The organism is Chryseobacterium sp. 22458, assembly GCF_052044975.1.
In the GTDB taxonomy this organism is placed as follows: domain Bacteria; phylum Bacteroidota; class Bacteroidia; order Flavobacteriales; family Weeksellaceae; genus Chryseobacterium.
In genome coordinates, this window is sequence record NZ_JBQEOA010000003.1 from 1 (window position 1) to 18,740 (window position 18,740).

An 18,740-nucleotide genomic window follows, 5' to 3' on the forward strand; every position below is an offset into this window, starting at 1 on the left:
TTACTGAATCTCTTTCGTTTTTCAGTGGGGCAAAGATAGAAACTTCATCATTACCCCGCAAGTTTATTTAACATAAATTTCATATTCGGAACGTATTTTATCATAATGAACTGATCCGTAGAGAGAAAAATTTTAAACGATTGTTTGAGGATGGGGGATGGAGGGCGAGAAAATGGGAAGGTGAAGGTTTTTTTGGAGTATATATAATGAGAATAAGTAATAAGTAATGAGTAATGAGTAATGAGTAATGAGTAATGAGTAATGAGTAATGAGTAATGAGTAATGAGTAATGAGTAATGTTTAATGAGGGTATAAGTGATGGTATACTTATATTATACTATGCTATTAGATTTTTTAATATAAAGAAGCATGTATGAAATGAGTGTTGACATGCCTAAGGCATGACAAACTGGACGCATATGCCTCACGTGGGCAGTTTGTGTTTTCAGGTTTTGGCTAAAGCCTGTGGAATTTTTTCTTTTTGAGGAGAACGGGCTAAAGCCCGTTCCTATTGAATACGGTGTACCTTACTATTATTATTACTTATTACTTATTACTTATTACTTATTACTTATTACTTATTACTTATACTAATGTGTACTTCTCCCCTAGCCCTGATAGGAACGGTTACCCCGCAACATGGGTTGGAGAGCTGCTGGATTGGCCCATGGAAGCGCAAGGCGTGAGGAGTATGAGTGGATAGCAGGAAATAGCTCCTGAAAAAAATTGGAGGTTTTGAGAATATGAAAGATGAGCGAACGGGTTTGAGAGTTTGCGAATTGCTATTCTGCGTGTATAATAGATAGAAAACATTGAAGAAGTGTCTAAAAAAACATTCCGTAAGAATCCTGATAAAGCAGACTCCTACGGAATGATTTTAAAACGAAGTATATTTATTTTTAGTTCAGAACATAGGATGTTCCGTCTCTTCCGTCTTTTAATTCTATGCCTTCAGCAAGCAGTTTGTCTCTGATCTGGTCTGAAAGTTCGAAGTTTTTGGATTTTCTCGCCTGATTTCTTAATTCGATCAATACTTTCAAAGTCTGATCAAGCTTTTCATTATTGTTCTCCTCTACAGTCTGTAATCCTAGAACATCAAAGATAAAGGCATTCAATGTTGACTTTAGATCTTCAATATCTGCCGTTGAGATTGTTTCTTTACCATCATTTAAGGCAAAGATATATTTTACAGCTTCAAATAAATGAGCGATCAGGATTGGAGAGTTAAAATCATCTGTGAGGGCATCATAACATTTGTTCTTCCATTCTGTAAGGCTAAAACCAGATTGTTTTGTATCGTCAGGAGTAATGGAATTCAATACTTTCACAGCCTCCATCAGTCTGATAAATCCTTTTTCACTGGCAATCATGGCATCGTTTGAAATATCCAGCACACTTCTGTAATGTGCCTGCAGGAAGCAGAAACGTACAATTGAAGGGTGGAAAGGTTTTTCAAAGAAGTCATTATCTCCTGCTACCAGCTGCATCGGAAGGATATAGTTTCCTGTAGATTTACTCATACGCTGGGAGTTCATCGTCAGCATATTGGCATGCATCCAGTAATGTACCGGAGCTGCTCCATTGCAGGCTTTCCCCTGGGCAATTTCACATTCGTGGTGAGGGAATTTAAGATCCATTCCACCTCCATGTATATCGAATGTTTCACCTAAATATTTAGTACTCATTGCAGTACATTCAAGATGCCATCCCGGGAAGCCTTCTCCCCAAGGAGAGTTCCATCTCATGATGTGAGCTGGGGATGCTTTTTTCCAAAGGGCAAAATCCTGTGGGTTTTTCTTTTCTCCTTGTCCGTCAAGGTCTCTGGTATTGGCGAAAAGTTCTTCAATATTACGTTTTGACAGTTCACCGTAGTTCAACCCTCTTTTATTGTATTCCAATACATCGAAATATACGGAACCATTGCTTTCATAAGCAAAGCCTGTGTCTATCAGTTTTTGAGTAAGCTCAATCTGTTCAACAATGTGGCCGGTTGCTGTAGGTTCAATATTCGGAGGAAGAAGATTAAACATATCCAGAACTTTATGGAAATCCACTGTATATTTCTGTACAATTTCCATGGGTTCCAGTTTTTCAAGACGGGTTTGCTTAACGAATCTGTCATTATTTACATCTCCGTCATCAGTAAGGTGCCCTGCATCGGTAATATTTCTTACATATCTTACTTTATACCCCAAATGCATTAAGGTACGGTAAATAAAATCGAAGGAAAGGAAAGTCCTTACATTTCCCAAGTGCACGTTGCTGTATACTGTAGGTCCGCAGACATACATTCCTACGTTTCCTTCCAAGATGGGTTTGAATATTTCTTTTTCCGCTGTAAGCGAGTTGTATATTTTTAGTTGCATTTATTTTTTATTAAAAGATTCAATAGTTTTAAGATTCAAAAATTAGTTAAAATAAAAATCTGTCACAACAGATAATTGTTGTGATGAAAATTTTATCGGAAACCTTTTTAAATTTTATCATAATTAAATCGCTTTTAAATGATGCTGCAAATGATCTACATAATCATTGATGATGAACTCCAAGGTAAACCTCTGAGGTTCTGTTTTGGTGGTATCACAGGTTCTTTGCAGTGCCTCATCAGGAATATTTTCTACGACATGAACAATCTGATAATTTAATGCTTTCCAGAGAGCAATAAGCTCTGTTGTGGGAACATTCTGATAGTTCTGGGCCTTTACCCAGGCATTCTGATCGTATACGATATTCTCGTTCTCTTTATATTGAGTGACTACAAATCTACGGATATTTGTCAAAGCACTGTCACAAAGATGCCCAATTATCTCTTTTTTGGACCATTTCTCCGGTGTGGCTTTATAGCTCCATTCTTCTTCAGAAATATTCTGAAATCTAAGAAGCTCTGAGTCAATAATATTTTTAAGGATTTGGTATTCCATAATTAGTAATCCAGTTTTGCATGACTTCCTACATAATGTAAGAATTCCTGTCTTGTGATAGGGTTTGTTCTGAAGATCCCGCTCAATTCTGCTGTAATGGTGGAGCTTGCTGTGTCTTTAATTCCTCTGCAATTTACACAAAGGTGCTTTGCATCGATGATACAAGCTACATCTTTTGTTCCCAGCGCTTCTTTTAAAGCATCTACAACCTGCATGGTCAATCTTTCCTGAACCTGTGGTCTTTTCGCATAGTAATCAACAATTCTGTTAATTTTAGAAAGTCCGATTACTTCTCCGTTGGAGATATAGGCAACATGAGCTCTCCCTATAATGGGTAAAAAGTGATGTTCACAGAAAGAATACACCGTGATATCTTTTTCCACCAGCATCTGGCGGTATTTGTATTTATTGGAAAATGTTGAGATACCCGGTTTGTTTTCCGGAAGAAGTCCTCCGAAAATTTCATTGACATACATTTTGGCAACACGCTTTGGAGAATCTTTTAAGGAATCGTCTGTCATATCCAGTCCCAGGGTTTCCATAATCTCCCCGAAAAGTTCAGTAATCTTTTCTATTTTTTCCTGTGGCGATTTATCAAAAGCATCTTTTCTTATAGGCGTATGTTCTTTTCCAGTGAAAATATCATCGTCGTTATCAGTAAAATCAACCATTTTTATTTAATTTGCAGCAAAAATACGGATAATATCTGTTCCTCTATATTCAATTGGGACGAAAAAGATTATCTTTTATAACCTACTCTGATTAAAAAGCCTATGATTATTGTCGAAGAAGTACAAAGCAAAGACCAAAAAAAGGAATTTCTGGAATTTCCGGCACAACTTTATCAGCACGACAAAAATTATATTCGTCCTCTGGATCAGAATATTGAAGAAATTTTCGATCCCAAAAAAAATAAGTTCTTCAAAAATGGGGAATGTAAGAGATTTCTGTTTAAAAAAAATCACAAAACCATTGGTAAGGTAGCTGTTTTTATCAATAACTGCTATGAACAAAAGCAACCTACCGGAGGAATCGGTTTTTTTGACTGTATCAATGATCAGCAGACAGCCGATTTTATTTTCGATCATTGTAAAGACTGGCTTCAGAAAAAGGGAATGGAAGCAATGGATGGTCCTATTAATTTCGGAGAAAGGGATAAGTTCTGGGGACTTCTGACTGATGGTTTCATTGAACCATTATTTGGAATGAACTACAATTTTCCCTATTACAAAGAACTTTTTGAAAATTATGGTTTTGAGATTTACTTTGAGCAGCTTTGTTTTACAAGACCTGTTTTTGCGGAAGTTTCCAGGATTTTCACCATTGCCTATGAAAGGAATAAACGAAATCCTGCCATTTCTGCACAGCCGATGAAGAAAAACAATCTCGAAAAGTTTGCCAGAGACTTTACAGAAATTTATAATAAAGCATGGGCGGCCCATGGAGAAGGAAAACAGTTGGAAGAAGCGAAAGTCCTGAAGATGTTTACCAAGATGAAACCCATCATTAATGAACATATTTCATGGTTTGTGTATGAAAATGAGACTCCTATTGCCATGTGGATCAATATTCCGGACCTGAATCAGTGGTTTAAATATCTGAATGGGAAATTCGGGTTGTTTGAAAAGCTTGTATTCTGGTTCCTGAAACAGTTTAAAAAGAATGAAAAAATGGTTGGCCTTGTTTTCGGGGTGGTTCCTGAATGGCAAAAGAAGGGAATCGACGGATATATGATCTGGGAAGGCACCCAGCATCTGAGAAAACATACGGACTTTACCATCACTGAGCTCCAATGGATTGGCGACTTCAATCCTAAAATGATCAAAATTGCAGAGACTCTTGATACAACAGTGACAAGAAAACTGGCTACCTACAGATATCTGTTTGACAGGAATAAAATGTTTGAAAGACATCCTTATTTGTAATTTTGACTCCTTTTTTGCTTTAAATACCAGATTTTCGCTATAATTAAAAGATAATATTTGTATTTTTGAAAATAACTTTGAATAAACTTAAATAAAACCATCAAAATGAGAAAAGTAATTATGGGCGCCTTATTGGTGTCTTTCACTATCACTTATGCACAAAATTTAACACCAGGCGGCTATCAGGCCAGCTATTCAAGTACGCTTTCTGTAAACAGTCTTGGAGGAGATCATGCTGTATTCGGAGTAAAATCCGAAAACTCGGGAAGAGCTTTAAAATATGATGAAATCATTGGGTCACCTTATTACAGTACTGAATTCCATTCTGCTAAAGTAGCGGAAAACTTCGATAAGATTCCTGTAAGGTATAACAGCTACAAGGATGAAATAGAGTTTCAGAAGGATGGAAAGCCATGGGTTTTACCTAAAGAAGAGCAATATTCCAGAATTGAAGTGGCTTCTCCTAAAAATACCATCGTATTGCTTCAGACTAATGATGAGTTAAACGGTTATTTCTTTGAAATTGCTAATGGCCAAAATAAACTTTATAAAAAGGTAAAGACCAAATTTAATGATGCTGTACCGGCGTCCAATTCCTATGCTTCTGATAAAGCAGCTTTCTTTAAAACATTAGATCCGGTTTATTATATCAAAACTGAAAAAGGTTTTATCAAGAAACCTAGAAAACTAAAAGATATTGTGGAATTATTCCCGGCAAAAAAAGAATCTCTGGAGACTTTCGTAAAATCGAATAATATTAAATTCAATAAAGAAGAAGACCTCATCAAACTGGTAAGCTTCATGAACGGATAAAAATAAACCCCTGTGAGATTCACAGGGGTTCCTTCATTTTTGGTACTTTTATTAGAATAGCTCACCGGCTACTTTTTTTATGTTATCACTTTTTCCCATTGAGTAAAAGTGTAGAACTGGAACTCCAAAATCCAGTAATTCTTTGCACTGGGCAATGGCCCATTCTATTCCGATCTGTTTAACAGCTTCATTATTTTTAGCATTCTCCACTTCACTGATAAGCTCTTCCGGAAGGTCTATTTTGAATACCTGTGGCAGAATTTTCAAGTGCTTTTTGGTGGCAATCGGCTTTATTCCGGGGATAATAGGAACGGTAATTCCCATTTCTCTTGCTTTCTGAACGAATTCAATATACTTTTTATTGTCAAAGAACATTTGAGTGACAATATAATCTGCTCCGGCATCTACTTTTTGTTTCAGCCACTTCAAATCATAATTCATGGAAGGGGCTTCCATGTGCTTTTCAGGATATCCGGCAACACCGATGCAGAATTTATTCAATTCATCACAAGCTTGTTCTTCATTGTGAAGATATTTTCCTCTTCCCAGATCATTAATCTGATTCACCAGATCCATTGCACTGGCATGGCCACCTTGTGTAGGCTCAAAATACTGATGTCCTTTCATCGCATCACCTCTTAAAGCCATTACATTGTCAATCCCAAGATACATACAGTCTACAAGAAGGTATTCGGTTTCTTCTTTGGTAAAGCCTCCACACAATAAGTGGGGAACGGTATCTACATTATATTTATGCTGAATGGCCGCACAGATTCCCAATGTTCCGGGGCGCATTCTTGTGATACGGCGCTCCATAAGGCCATTTCCTTTGTCTAAATAGATGTATTCCTCTCTTGAAGTGGTAACATCGATGAATGGAGGTTTGAATTCCATCAACGGGTCTATATTCGTGTATAGGTCTTCAATACCAATTCCCTTTTGTGGCGGAACTACTTCTAAGGAGAATAAGGTTTTTCCATTTGCGTTTTTAATGTGTTCTGTTATCTTCATGTTTAATTTTAATCTGCTAAATTGGGTGACAACCATTTTCTAGCTTCCTGGATGCTACAACTTCTTCTGTCTGCATAATCCTTAAGCTGATCTTCTGTAATTTTTCCTAATCCGAAATACTTGGCATGCGGGCTTCCGAAATAGTATCCTGAAACGGATGCTGTAGGGAACATGGCTAAGCTTTCTGTAAGGAAAACACCTGTATTTTCTTCTGCTTTTAGAAGATCCCAGATGGTTTTCTTTTCCAGGTGGTCAGGACAAGCCGGATATCCCGGTGCCGGACGTATTCCTTTGTATTTTTCTGCAATCAGTTCTTCGTTACTCAATTCTTCCTGAACGGCGTAGCCCCAATATTCTGTTCTTACTTTTTTATGTAAAAATTCAGCATAGGCTTCTGCAAAACGGTCTGCCAGAGCTTTTACCATGATTGCATTGTAATCATCGTTAGCTTTTTCATATTCTGCTGCCAATTCATCGGTGCCAAAACCTGTAGTTACACAGAAAGCGCCCATATAATCGGTCTTTCCTGAACTTTGTGGTGCAATAAAGTCGCTTAAAGCCAGATAATCTTTCCCTTTTGATCTTTGAGCCTGCTGTCTCAGGGTTAAAAATTTTACCTGCTCATTATTGTTTTCGTCAAAAATGATGATATCATCAGTTTCATTGGAATTGGCTTTGAAAATTCCAAAGACCGCTTTTGCTGTTAATAGCTTTTCATCCAGAATTCTTTTTAAAATGACCTGAGCATCTTTGAATAATTCTTTGGCCTGCACTCCTACTACCTCATCTTCTAAGATATTCGGGTATTTCCCGTGAAGATCCCAGCTTCTGAAAAATGGAGACCAGTCTATGAAAGGTAACAATTCATTCAGATCCTGATTTTCGATTACTTTTATACCTAAATTGTTCGGTGTAAAAATTTCTTCGTTCTCCCAGTCTATTTTGAATTTGTTTTCTCTTGCTTCTTCAATAGAGACATAATCTTTATCTACCTGTCTGCTCAGAAACTTTTCTCTGAAATCTGAGTAATCATTCTTCAAATCGGAAACATATTCTTTATTTCTGTCTCCCAATAATGAGCTTACTACATTTACGGCTCTTGAAGCATCATTGACGTGAACGACTGCATTTTTATATTTCAAATCGATTTTCACAGCAGTATGTGCCTTTGAAGTAGTAGCACCACCGATCAATAAAGGAAAATCTAAGTTCTGTCTTTCTAATTCTGAGGCGATGTACACCATTTCATCCAAACTTGGCGTAATCAGTCCACTCAATCCTATGACATCTACTTTTTCGGCAATGGCAGTCTGAATGATCTTTTCGGCAGGAACCATTACCCCAAGGTCAACGATTTCATAATTGTTGCAACCCAGCACTACACTCACAATATTCTTTCCGATATCATGAACGTCCCCTTTTACCGTTGCCATTAATATTTTTCCGTTGGCAGGTTTTGATCCGTCTTTTTCAGCTTCAATGAAAGGCTGAAGATAAGCTACTGCTTTTTTCATTACTCTAGCCGACTTCACAACCTGTGGCAGGAACATTTTTCCGCTTCCGAATAAATCTCCCACAACTCCCATTCCTGTCATCAGATTAATTTCAATAACATGAAGTGGTCTTTCTGCCAATTGCCTTGCTTCCTCTACATCTTCTTCAATAAAACGGTCAATTCCTTTTACCAAAGCATAGGTAATTCTTTCCTGCAATGGATTGTTTCTCCATTCTAAGTCTTCCGTCTTTTCTTTTTTTACTGATTTATGTTTTTCGGAATAATCAAGAAGTCTTTCCGTAGCATCTTCTCTCCTGTCAAGGATCACATCTTCTACAAGTTCCAGCAAGTCCTTATTGATCTCGTCGTAAACTTCCAACATGGCAGGATTTACAATACCGATGTTCATTCCTGCCTGAATGGCATGGTAAAGAAATACGGAGTGCATCGCTTCTCTTACCGTATCATTTCCACGGAATGAAAAGGAAACGTTGCTTACTCCTCCACTTACAGATGCATAAGGAAGATTTTGTCTTACCCAGCGTGTAGCTTCAATAAAGTCGATGGCATTTTTTCTGTGCTCATCCATTCCTGTCGCCACCGGAAAGATATTTAAATCGAAAATGATATCTTCAGCCGGAAAGCCGATCTGGTTCACAAGAATGTCATAAGACCGTTTTGAAATTTCGATTCTTCTTTCAAGATTGTCGGCCTGCCCTACCTCATCAAATGCCATCACAATAACTGCCGCTCCATATCTTTTAATGGCTTTGGCATGTTTGATAAATTCTTCCTCTCCTTCTTTTAAGCTGATAGAGTTGACCACACATTTCCCCTGTGCCACCTGGAGACCTGCTTCCAGAATTTCCCATTTGGAAGAGTCTACCATAATTGGAATTCTTGCAATATCCGGTTCAGAAGCTATCAAGTTCAGGAATTTGACCATCGATGCTTTTCCATCGATCAAACCATCATCAAAGTTGACATCCAAAATCTGGGCGCCTCCTTCTACCTGATGGCGGGCAATGTCTAATGCTTCAGAGAATTTTTCCTCTTTGATGAGTCTTAAAAATTTTTTGGACCCGGCAACATTCGTCCTTTCACCTACGTTGATGAAATTACTTTCCGGCGTTATGATAAGAGGCTCAAGGCCTGATAATCTTAAATATTTCATTTTATTCTTCTAAAATATAGTAGGCATTATTGGCATTCTGTCTCAATAAATCCCTATGCTTGCTTAAAGCAGTGATCAATGGAAATCTTTTATAAGCCAGGTCATGTTCTTTTGCAAATTGTTCAATTTCCTCTGTGATCTCATTGTAATACATATAACTGTAGTTCGGAAACAGATGATGGGCAACATGGAAATTAAAATTTCCCAACAAGTTTCTCACAAACCAGTTATTTTCTTTTAAATCATTGGTCACTTCAAACTGGTGATGAAGCCAGCTGAAAGGAAGACCGTTGTCTTTATTTAATTTTGGAAAGGCATTATCAGGAAGCGGATGCAGAGGCAGTAAAACAAACAATGCAAAAATACTTGCTGAAATAACCTGTAAAAACCAGGCTCCCAAAGCCAATCCTATTGATACTTTAAAGAACACAACAGGGATTACAATCTGATAAAAAAAGTAAAACAGCTTATAGCTTATCATTTTTACCTTTTCAATAACCGGTATTTTTCCCTGTGTCTTTAAAATCACCCTTTCCTTATCAAAGAAGTCTCTGAAGTCTCTTATAAACATCCAGTTGAACAAATACAACGGATAGACTAAAAAGAAAAACTTATCCTGATACTTCTGAATACCTTTTGCTTTAATCCATGGGACAATCAAAAGCAAACCGCTCTGCTCAATATCCGTATCCCATCCGTCCACATTCGGATAGGCATGATGGCTTGCAATATGTCTTTTCTTCCAGATATAGGAGTTGGCCCCTACGAAATCAAAAATGTGCAGCACTACCCCATTCAGTCTTTTACTTTTAAAGATGTTATTATGGGCTGCTTCATGGATCAGATTTAAATAAATTAAAACCAGAGAGATTCCCATTAAAACAAAACTGAGTATATACAGCCAATGTTTTTCGGCATTAAAGACTGCGAAAAAATATAAACCGAGATAGATCAGTGGCAGAATAACCGCCTTTATCTTAATATAAATATCCCTGTTTTCAGGAATTTCTTCTACCCGTTGATTTACTTTCTTTCTCAGTTCATTGAACAATCTGGCATCATCTGAATCTTTTAAGTAACTCGGCTTTTCCATTATATTAAATTTTGTGGTTTATTTAAAGATAATATTTATAACCCAGCCTTCATTCTTGATTTTAATTTAAAAAATCTATCTGATCATACAAATTCTTTCAATTTTCTTGGTGGATAAGTCTCTACCAGATCTGCAATTGCCTTGATATGCTCAGGTGTTGTACCGCAGCATCCCCCGATAATATTGATCAGCCCTTTCTCTGCATATTCTTTAATCTGTCTGGCCATATCTTCAGGAGTTTCATCATATTTCCCGAAAGCATTTGGTAAACCTGCATTCGGATAAGCCGAAACATAAAATTCCGAATTATGGGCCAGGGTTTCCAGATAAGGAGTTAACTGGTCTGCTCCTAAAGCACAGTTAAAGCCTACGCTTAATAGATTCAGGTGGGAAACTGAGATCAGAAAGGCTTCAGCAGTCTGCCCGCTCAATGTTCTCCCTGAAGCATCGGTAATGGTTCCGGAAACCATGATCGGAATTTTAATTCCTCTTTCTTCCTGTAATTCATCAATGGCAAACAAAGCAGCTTTGGCATTCAGGGTATCAAAAATGGTTTCTACGAGCAGGATATCTGAACCTCCGTCTAATAAAGCTTCACATTGTTGTTTGTAGGCGACTCTCAGTTCTTCAAACGTAATGGCTCTGTATCCCGGGTCATTTACGTCAGGGCTTAAGCTTGCCGTTCTGTTGGTAGGGCCGATGGATCCTGCCACGAACCTTGGTTTATACGGATTCTTTGCAGTGTATTCATCGCATGCTTTTCTGGCGATTTTCGCAGACTCATAGTTCAGTTCATAAACCAAATCTTCCATGTGATAATCTGCCATGGCGATTGTTGTTCCTGAAAATGTATTGGTCTCAATGATATCAGCTCCCGCTTCAAGGTATTTTTTATGAACTTCTTCAATAGCTTGAGGCTGGGTAAGGGAAAGCAAATCATTGTTTCCTTTTACAGGATGTTCCCAATCTTTGAACCGGTCACCACGGTAATCTTCTTCTTCAAATTTATATCGCTGCAGCATGGTTCCCATGGCTCCGTCCAGGACAAGGATGCGTTCTTTGAGGGCTTTGTTTAATGATTCTATATTTGTCATCTTCTTTATAGTTGTTGAGTGAGCTGATAGGGTTTCGTTCTATCTTTGGGTTAAACCTTGATTAATCTAAAGCCTGTTTTAGGTCTGCAATGATATCATCTACATTTTCCAAACCTACCGAACAACGTACCAGTCCTGCAGTAATTCCCACTTCGTTTCTTTCTTCGTCTGACAGTTTAGAGTGTGTAGTAGAGGCCGGATGGGTAACGATCGTTCTTGTATCCCCCAGATTCGCAGACAATGAACACATTTGTATTTTGTCTAAGAAGTTTCTTCCTCCTTCTATTCCTCCTTTTATTTCAAAGGCAACAATGTTTCCTCCGAGCTTCATCTGCTTTTTGGCCACTTCATAGCTTGGGTGGGATTTAAGGAATGGATATTTTACCAGCTCAACGTTTGGATGTGCTTCTAAAAATTCAGCAACCTTCAAAGCATTTTCACAGTGTTTTTCTACACGGATTGCTAATGTTTCCAAACTTTTTGACAACACCCATGCGTTAAAAGGGGATAATGCAGGTCCTGTATTTCTTGCAAAAAGATAGATTTCTCTGATCAGGTCTGCTTTTCCTACTGCTATTCCTCCCAATACTCTTCCCTGTCCGTCAATCAGTTTCGTTGCAGAATGTACAACAACATCCGCACCATATTTAATCGGTTGCTGAAGATAAGGTGTTGCAAAACAGTTATCTACAATAAAGATCAGATTATGTTTCCTGGCTATCTGCCCAAAAAACTCAAGATCAAGAATTTCAATCGCAGGATTGGTAGGGGTTTCCAGATATAGGATTTTCGTATTGGGTTTGATATACTGCTCAACGTTCTCTGCGTCTTCAGCTTTGAAATAAGTGGTCTCAATATTCCATTTTGGGAAATACTTGGTGAACAGCGTGTGAGTAGATCCGAAAACCGACTGACAGCTTACGATATGATCTCCAGCGCTCAATAATGCTGCAAATGTTGAATAAATGGCAGCCATTCCTGTGGCAAATGCATATCCTGCTTCTGCTCCTTCCATTTTTGCAATTTTCTCTGTGAATTCGCTTACATTCGGATTAGAGAAACGGCTGTACAGGTTTTTGGGTTTTTCTTCTGCAAAGCTTGCTCTCATATCTTCTGCATCCTGGAAAATAAAGCTTGAAGTAAGATATAGTGGAGTGGAATGTTCATCAAACTGAGTTCTTTCAGTCTGGGTTCTTATTGCTGATGTTTCGAAATTTTCCATATAGTTTTAATTGTCAATTTACTGATGAATTGATTTATTTTGTTTCACTTACTCTTAAAATATCTCCGAATACTCCTCTTGCCGTTACCTGAGCTCCGGCTCCGGCTCCCATAATCACGATTGGGTTTTCACCGTAGCTTTCAGTATAAATTTCAAAGATTGAATCTGAACCTTTCAACTGTCCTAAAGCTGAAGTGGCAGGTACAGAAATCAGTTTTACATCCAACTCGCCTTTGTCTTTCTGTAAGTCACCATGTAAATCACCTACATATCTCAACACATGACCAAGTTCCTGGTTTTCTTTTATTTTCTGGTATTCTTCATCTAACTCTTCCAGTCTCGTAAGGAATTCCGGTTTTGAAACAGAAAGAAGACTTTCAGGAACCAGATTCTGAATATTGATATCTTCAAATTCATTGATCAGATCTAATTCTCTGGCCAGGATCAATAATTTTCTTGCCACATCATTTCCTGACAGGTCTTCTCTTGGGTCCGGTTCTGTATATCCTTTTTCCAGAGCTTCATTGATGATTGTTGAGAATTTATCGTCTCTCAAAGAAAAATTGTTGAACACATAGCTTAATGTTCCTGAGAATACACCTTTGATTCTTGTAATATTTTCTCCTGAAAGATGCAGCAATTTGATGGTATCAATTAATGGTAATCCTGCGCCCACATTGGTTTCATACAGATAACGTCTGTTGTTTTTGCTCAACGTATATCTTAGTTTTCTGTATTCTTCAATCGGAAGAGTATTGAAAATTTTGTTGGAAGAAACAAGATCGAATCCGTTTTCTGCCAAAGCATGATAGTTTTTCACAAAATCTTTACTTGCGGTGTTATCCACAACGATCAGATTTTCCAACTGATTTTCGTTGGAGAAATTGATTAATTCTTCAACATTCGATGGATGTTCAGCTGTTAAAACCTCATCAGTCCAATTGGCATCAAATCCCTTTTTGTTGAAAGCAATTTTCTTAGAGTTGGCTACTGCAACTACTTTAAGATCTATCTTTTTACGTTTTTTAATTTCTTCTGCAGACTCCAAAACCTGTTGAATCAATGTTTTTCCTACATTTCCATGACCTATAATGGCCAGATGAACGGTTTTAGGCTTTTTGAAAATTTCAGATTCTATGATGTTCTTTGTTTTCTCATCCTGAGAAGAAGTAACTACAATATTGACTCTGTTTTCTCCTGCCACCTGGTTAAGAAGCAACGGGAATACATTATTTCTCGCCAGCTCGGCAAAAACCTTGTTGAAATCTTCTGCTACGAAACCAATAACAGAAACGTTGTTGATGCTATAGATCTGGGAAACCTTTCCTGATTTTCTTTCTTCTTCAAATTCATCTATAAGACAGGCTACCGCTTTTTCCGCATCATTTTCATGTACCAGTATGGAGATTCCGTTTTCTACCGCCTGCTGGGAGATCACCCCTACACTGATCCTTGCTAAAGTCAGCGCCTTAAAAATTCGTCCGTCAATCCCGATTTCTCCCAGGAAATCTTCACCTTCAAATTTGACGATTGATCTGTTCTTTAAAAATTTTATTTCATTAGCCTTTTTCATTACTTTATAAAATGTTTTTTATGATATTATTTAATTGTTGATATTCCATTAGGAAGGCATCATGCCCATGTATTGATTGAATCTCGTGATAAGAAACAGTCTTGTTTTTCTCTTTTAAACTCTCGAAGCACATTCGGATTTCAGAAGCCGGGAAGAATAAGTCTGTATCTACGGAGATCATGTGCATTCGTGCCTGTATGTTCTCCAGTGCTTCTTCAGCAACATTTATATTCATCAGGAGATGATTCATCAGTTTGTAACTTTTTAAACTAAACCTTTCGTTTAGTGCGTTACCGTGATAAACCAACCAGTCTTCTGATTCCAGACGCTGTTTTTCCTGATTGTATGTATTTTGAAATCTGTCATTGAGCGATTGTGGAGTTCTGTAGCATAACATCGCATGAATTCTCGCTTTTTGTAAAGGTTCATCTTTATCATTCAATAAAAATTTCTGAACCAGACATTGTGCATGAAGCCAATCATGGGTTCTGTAATCACATGCTATAGGGATAAATATTTCAGCAAGATTTGGCTGTTTGGCCAGCATTTCCCATGCAATTCCTCCTCCAAGGGAGCCTCCGATAATGGCATATATATTTTTGATCTCTAAAGCTTCCAGCCCTTTCAGAAACAGATTGGCTATATCTGAAGGGGTGAAGTCTTGATAATCTTCAATTAAAAAATGATCGTAACCGTTTCCGGGAATATTGAAAGACAGAACTGTGTATCTATTGGTATCAACAATCTGATTTTCTCCTACCAATTGTTTCCACCAGCCTTTTTCGCCGGATACTGTTGAGTTTCCGGTAAGGGCATGATTGATCAAAATAATGGGAGCCGTAAAGAGCTCTTTCCCGAAAAGCTCATAGCTCAACGGGATATGGTATTCCTTTTGGGAATTTGTTTGATACGAAAGATTAATATAGTTTAGTTCTGTTTTCAATTCTATTATTTTAATACAATTGAAAATGCCACAGGAAATGGCTGAAAAAGAACTTCAGTAAGTTATCTGTCCAAAATAATTTTGGTAGAACGTAGCACCTTCTTTGCTTTCACAAAGGGTTGCTAAGGTTTCATCGGGTCTAATCCCTCAACCTTTCTTGATAACATTTTCAATATTTGAATGAACGAATGGTGCAAAGGTAGTTCTTTTCTTTTAATTTCAAAATAAAAATATTTTAATATTTAAAAAAGCCCTTAAATACAAGTGTTTCAGAAGCATATTAAGAATTATTCAGATGAAAAAAATTGGAATTACTTTTCAAAAAAACTAACTTCGTATTGAAAAATGACTACCTATGACTGCCGAAAAAGAAAGATTACAAGATACCAAATGGAAAAACTGGGGACCTTATGTAAGCAACCGGCAATGGGGCAATGTACGGGAAGATTACAGCCCGAACGGAAATGCATGGAACTTTACCAATCATCATAATGCCGAAAGCTATGCCTATCGCTGGGGCGAAGAAGGTATTGCAGGAATCTCTGATGTGAAACAGCTTTTCTGTTTTGCTTTTTCATTCTGGAATAAAAAAGATAAAATTGTAAAGGAGCGGTTTTTCGGGTTGAGCAATCCGCAGGGAAATCATGGCGAAGATATCAAAGAAATCTTTTATTATCTGGATAATACACCTACCCACAGCTATATGAAGATGGTGTACAAATACCCGATCAATGAATTTCCATATGATGAGCTTGTACTTGAAAACGGAAGAAGAAGTAAACAGGATCCGGAGTACGAAATTTTTGACACCGGAATTTTTGACAATGATGAGTATTTTGATATTTTCATTGAATACTGTAAGGCAGATCACAATGATATTCTGGCCAGAGTTACCATCTGTAACCGAAGCAGGAATGACGCTCCTATTGTCGTAATACCTACTGCCTGGTTCAGAAATAACTGGAAATGGGGGTATAATACCTATAAAGCGGAAATGAATGCAGCTTCTGATGACGGAAGTATCAATATCGGGCACGACAGTATTTCGATCAAAAAGTTTTATTCGAGAAACGTAAATGCTCAAAGTGTATTTTGTGAGAATGAAACCAATACCCCGAAGCTTTACGGTACTCCATTGGCTGAAAACAGTTACTACAAAGACGGGATTAATGATTTCGTCATTCATAAAACTGATACGGTAAATCCTGAGCAAAAAGGGACTAAGGCTGCTTTTCTGATCGATGAGATTATTGGAGCCGGACAATCTAAGGTCTTTGAATTTAGATTATGTCCTGACGAAACAGAGGAGCCTTTTGAAGGGTTTGATGAAACCTTCAGTATAAGAAAGTCTGAAACAGAAGAATTTTACAATGAAGTTCAATATGATACGGTACATGAAGATGAAAGGAATGTTCAAAGACAGGCATTTGCCGGACTTCTTTGGAACAAACAGTTCTACCATTACAATATCGGAAAGTGGCTGAAAGGGGATCCGAATTTTGAAGCTCCGAGAAATTTCAATGAATATGTAAGAAATACAGAGTGGAATCATCTTCATAATAAGGATATTATTTCCATGCCTGATAAATGGGAATATCCATGGTATGCTACCTGGGATCTGGCTTTTCACTGTGTTCCTTTTTCCATCATTGATGCTGAGTTTGCCAAAGGGCAGCTTTTACTGCTCACCAAAGAATGGTATATGCATCCTAACGGGCAGCTTCCGGCTTATGAATGGAATATGAGTGATGTGAATCCGCCTGTACATGCATGGTCCTGCTTCCGTGTTTTTAAAATTGATGAAAAAAACAATGGAAAGCCGGATTTATTATTTTTAGAAAAAGTATTCCAGAAGTTGCTGCTGAATTTTACATGGTGGGTGAACCGAAAGGATAAAAACGGTAAAAATATTTTCGGGGGAGGTTTCCTGGGACTTGATAACATCGGAGCTTTTGACCGTAATATGGTACTAAAGGATGGGCAGCACCTTGAACAGGCTGACGGAACAAGCTGGATGGCTATGTATGCCCTGAATATGATGCGGATAGCAATGGAGCTTGCCCAATACTATCAGGTATATGAAGATATGGCTATCAAATTTTTTGAACATTATCTGTATATCGCAGAGGCCATGGAAAATCTGGGTGACGGAACAAAAGGTCTCTGGAATGAGGAAGACGGATTCTTCTATGATGTACTTCAGCTCGGGAACGGGGAAAGTGTTTCTTTAAGGCTGAGAAGTATTGTGGGATTAATTCCGATGTTTGCCGTTGAGATAGTAGATCACCGTTTACTGGAAAAGATGCCGAATTTCAGAAGCAGAATGGAATGGATCTTAAAGAACAAACCTGAGCTCACCAAACTGGTATCACACTGGGATGAAGAGGGCCATGGAAGAAAACACCTGATGAGTATTCTCCGTAAAAACAGATTGACAAAGGTTCTCACAAGAATGCTTGATGAGAAAGAGTTCTTAAGCTCTTATGGAATCCGGGCCATGTCTAAGGTGTATGAAGAGAATCCTTTTATTTTTTCTGTACATGGAACTGAAAATATGGTCTATTATACTCCAGCTGAAAGTGACAGCCGGATGTTTGGAGGAAACAGCAACTGGCGCGGACCAATCTGGTTCCCCATCAACTTCCTGATTGTGGAAAGCTTACAACGTTTTCACTATTACTATGGCAACAGCCTTAAGGTAGAATTCCCAACCGGAAGTGGTGATAAGAGAAATCTTGATGAAGTAGCTCAAAATATCAGCAAGAGACTATGCTCGATATTTTTAAAGGATGAACACGGGCAACGTGCCTTCAACGGAGGGAACCCGAAGTTCAATTATGATGAGCATTTTAAAGATTATATTACTTTCTTTGAATATTTCCATGGGGATAACGGAAGAGGTGTTGGAGCATCACACCAGACCGGATGGACAGCCACCGTGGCGAAATTGATAAAACCGAGACTTACTTTTTAATAAGTAATGAGTAATGAATAATAAAAAAGCCGGATAAATCATCCGGCTTTTTCTATTTTTAAATAAGAGATTAAATTTTTTCTCCATTTACATAGACTTCGTATCCTATTTCTACATTCGGTTCTAATGTTTTTGATACGGAACAGTATTTCTCAAAAGATAGTTCTGCAGCTTTCAGTGCCTTTTTAGGATCAATTTCACCTTCTAAAAGGAATTTCACATTGATTGATTTAAAAGGCTTCGCATCATCTACCTGTACTCTCTCTCCTTCTACTTCCGCCTGAAAGCTTCTGATCTCCTGACGCTGCTTTTTTAAAATAGAAACCACATCAATCCCGCTGCATCCTGCTACTGCCATCAGTACACTTTCCATCGGAGAAACTCCTTTTGCTCCCGGCTGGGAAGTGTTATCCAAAAGAATAGAATTGCCCTGAGAGTTTGTACATTCAAATAAAAAATCGTCGTTTATTCTGTTAAGTGTTATTTTCATTATTGCTTATTG

At 37.8% G+C, this 18,740-nt stretch carries 14 protein-coding genes and 1 riboswitch; of the genes, 3 read left to right on the plus strand and 11 right to left on the minus strand.

The annotated features are described in order from the left end of the window. Nucleotides 1-899 precede the first annotated feature (899 nt). The 3 genes from cysS to folE all read right to left on the minus strand — a co-directional run bounded on the left by cysS (nt 900) and on the right by folE (nt 3,592). Nucleotides 900-2,366 (minus strand): cysteine--tRNA ligase, encoded by a 1,467-nt coding sequence (cysS, locus tag ACTJJF_RS10925; RefSeq protein ID WP_440699683.1) that lies wholly within the window; start codon nt 2,364-2,366, stop codon nt 900-902. Nucleotides 2,367-2,489: 123 nt separating this feature from the next. Further along, nucleotides 2,490-2,921 carry a DinB family protein gene (locus ACTJJF_RS10930; RefSeq protein ID WP_312306616.1) on the minus strand — a complete coding sequence of 144 codons (432 nt, stop codon included), beginning with the start codon at nt 2,919-2,921 and terminating at the stop codon, nt 2,490-2,492. A gap of 2 nt (nt 2,922-2,923) precedes the next feature. Then, complete coding sequence (folE, locus tag ACTJJF_RS10935) at nt 2,924-3,592, minus strand: GTP cyclohydrolase I FolE (protein ID WP_065400384.1); 669 nt, start codon at nt 3,590-3,592, stop codon at nt 2,924-2,926. A 102-nt stretch (nt 3,593-3,694) separates the two neighbouring features. Here folE and ACTJJF_RS10940 point away from each other — a divergent pair, with 102 nt between their 5' ends. Next, nucleotides 3,695-4,846, plus strand: coding sequence for a hypothetical protein (locus tag ACTJJF_RS10940; protein ID WP_440699684.1), 1,152 nt, complete (start codon nt 3,695-3,697; stop codon nt 4,844-4,846). A gap of 105 nt (nt 4,847-4,951) precedes the next feature. Then, nucleotides 4,952-5,659, plus strand: coding sequence for a hypothetical protein (locus tag ACTJJF_RS10945; protein ID WP_312306621.1), 708 nt, complete (start codon nt 4,952-4,954; stop codon nt 5,657-5,659). A gap of 51 nt (nt 5,660-5,710) precedes the next feature. Here ACTJJF_RS10945 and metF read toward each other — a convergent pair whose 3' ends face one another. The 7 genes from metF to ACTJJF_RS10980 form a co-directional block, all read right to left on the minus strand. Continuing rightward, a complete protein-coding gene (gene metF / locus ACTJJF_RS10950; protein WP_440699685.1) occupies nt 5,711-6,670 on the minus strand; it encodes a methylenetetrahydrofolate reductase [NAD(P)H] in 960 nt (319 codons plus the stop codon). Between the two features lie 8 nt (nt 6,671-6,678). Continuing rightward, the gene (metH, locus tag ACTJJF_RS10955) at nt 6,679-9,339 is read right to left on the minus strand and encodes a methionine synthase (RefSeq protein ID WP_440699686.1); all 2,661 of its coding nucleotides are present in this window, start codon (nt 9,337-9,339) and stop codon (nt 6,679-6,681) included. Nucleotide 9,340: 1 nt separating this feature from the next. Beyond that, nucleotides 9,341-10,432 carry a fatty acid desaturase family protein gene (locus ACTJJF_RS10960; RefSeq protein WP_440699687.1) on the minus strand — a complete coding sequence of 364 codons (1,092 nt, stop codon included), beginning with the start codon at nt 10,430-10,432 and terminating at the stop codon, nt 9,341-9,343. A gap of 83 nt (nt 10,433-10,515) precedes the next feature. Further along, nucleotides 10,516-11,526, minus strand: a complete 1,011-nt coding sequence (locus tag ACTJJF_RS10965) for a homocysteine S-methyltransferase family protein (RefSeq protein WP_440699688.1) — start codon at nt 11,524-11,526, stop codon at nt 10,516-10,518. A 61-nt stretch (nt 11,527-11,587) separates the two neighbouring features. Beyond that, the gene (locus tag ACTJJF_RS10970) at nt 11,588-12,748 is read right to left on the minus strand and encodes an O-succinylhomoserine sulfhydrylase (RefSeq protein WP_312299950.1); all 1,161 of its coding nucleotides are present in this window, start codon (nt 12,746-12,748) and stop codon (nt 11,588-11,590) included. Between the two features lie 34 nt (nt 12,749-12,782). Next, a complete protein-coding gene (locus ACTJJF_RS10975) occupies nt 12,783-14,321 on the minus strand; it encodes an ACT domain-containing protein (RefSeq protein WP_440699689.1) in 1,539 nt (512 codons plus the stop codon). A 4-nt stretch (nt 14,322-14,325) separates the two neighbouring features. Beyond that, complete coding sequence (locus ACTJJF_RS10980) at nt 14,326-15,264, minus strand: alpha/beta fold hydrolase (RefSeq protein ID WP_440699690.1); 939 nt, start codon at nt 15,262-15,264, stop codon at nt 14,326-14,328. A gap of 59 nt (nt 15,265-15,323) precedes the next feature. Next, nucleotides 15,324-15,431, minus strand: a riboswitch (SAM riboswitch). Nucleotides 15,432-15,619: 188 nt separating this feature from the next. On the opposite strand from ACTJJF_RS10980, the gene ACTJJF_RS10985 reads away from it, so the two are divergent. Beyond that, nucleotides 15,620-18,238, plus strand: a complete 2,619-nt coding sequence (locus tag ACTJJF_RS10985) for an MGH1-like glycoside hydrolase domain-containing protein (RefSeq protein WP_440699691.1) — start codon at nt 15,620-15,622, stop codon at nt 18,236-18,238. Between the two features lie 70 nt (nt 18,239-18,308). On the opposite strand, the gene ACTJJF_RS10990 is transcribed toward ACTJJF_RS10985, so the two are convergent. Then, the gene (locus ACTJJF_RS10990) at nt 18,309-18,728 is read right to left on the minus strand and encodes an OsmC family protein (RefSeq protein WP_312299958.1); all 420 of its coding nucleotides are present in this window, start codon (nt 18,726-18,728) and stop codon (nt 18,309-18,311) included. Nucleotides 18,729-18,740 lie beyond the last annotated feature (12 nt).

Coding starts and splice junctions, on each gene's coding strand:
- ACTJJF_RS10965 (WP_440699688.1), bottom strand. CDS start 11,526: ATGACAAATATAGAATCATTAAACAAAGCCCTCAAAGAACGCATCCTT.
- metF (WP_440699685.1), bottom strand. CDS start 6,670: ATGAAGATAACAGAACACATTAAAAACGCAAATGGAAAAACCTTATTC.
- ACTJJF_RS10945 (WP_312306621.1), top strand. CDS start 4,952: ATGAGAAAAGTAATTATGGGCGCCTTATTGGTGTCTTTCACTATCACT.
- ACTJJF_RS10985 (WP_440699691.1), top strand. CDS start 15,620: ATGACTGCCGAAAAAGAAAGATTACAAGATACCAAATGGAAAAACTGG.
- ACTJJF_RS10970 (WP_312299950.1), bottom strand. CDS start 12,748: ATGGAAAATTTCGAAACATCAGCAATAAGAACCCAGACTGAAAGAACT.
- ACTJJF_RS10960 (WP_440699687.1), bottom strand. CDS start 10,432: ATGGAAAAGCCGAGTTACTTAAAAGATTCAGATGATGCCAGATTGTTC.
- metH (WP_440699686.1), bottom strand. CDS start 9,339: ATGAAATATTTAAGATTATCAGGCCTTGAGCCTCTTATCATAACGCCG.
- cysS (WP_440699683.1), bottom strand. CDS start 2,366: ATGCAACTAAAAATATACAACTCGCTTACAGCGGAAAAAGAAATATTC.
- ACTJJF_RS10990 (WP_312299958.1), bottom strand. CDS start 18,728: ATGAAAATAACACTTAACAGAATAAACGACGATTTTTTATTTGAATGT.
- ACTJJF_RS10975 (WP_440699689.1), bottom strand. CDS start 14,321: ATGAAAAAGGCTAATGAAATAAAATTTTTAAAGAACAGATCAATCGTC.
- folE (WP_065400384.1), bottom strand. CDS start 3,592: ATGGTTGATTTTACTGATAACGACGATGATATTTTCACTGGAAAAGAA.
- ACTJJF_RS10930 (WP_312306616.1), bottom strand. CDS start 2,921: ATGGAATACCAAATCCTTAAAAATATTATTGACTCAGAGCTTCTTAGA.
- ACTJJF_RS10940 (WP_440699684.1), top strand. CDS start 3,695: ATGATTATTGTCGAAGAAGTACAAAGCAAAGACCAAAAAAAGGAATTT.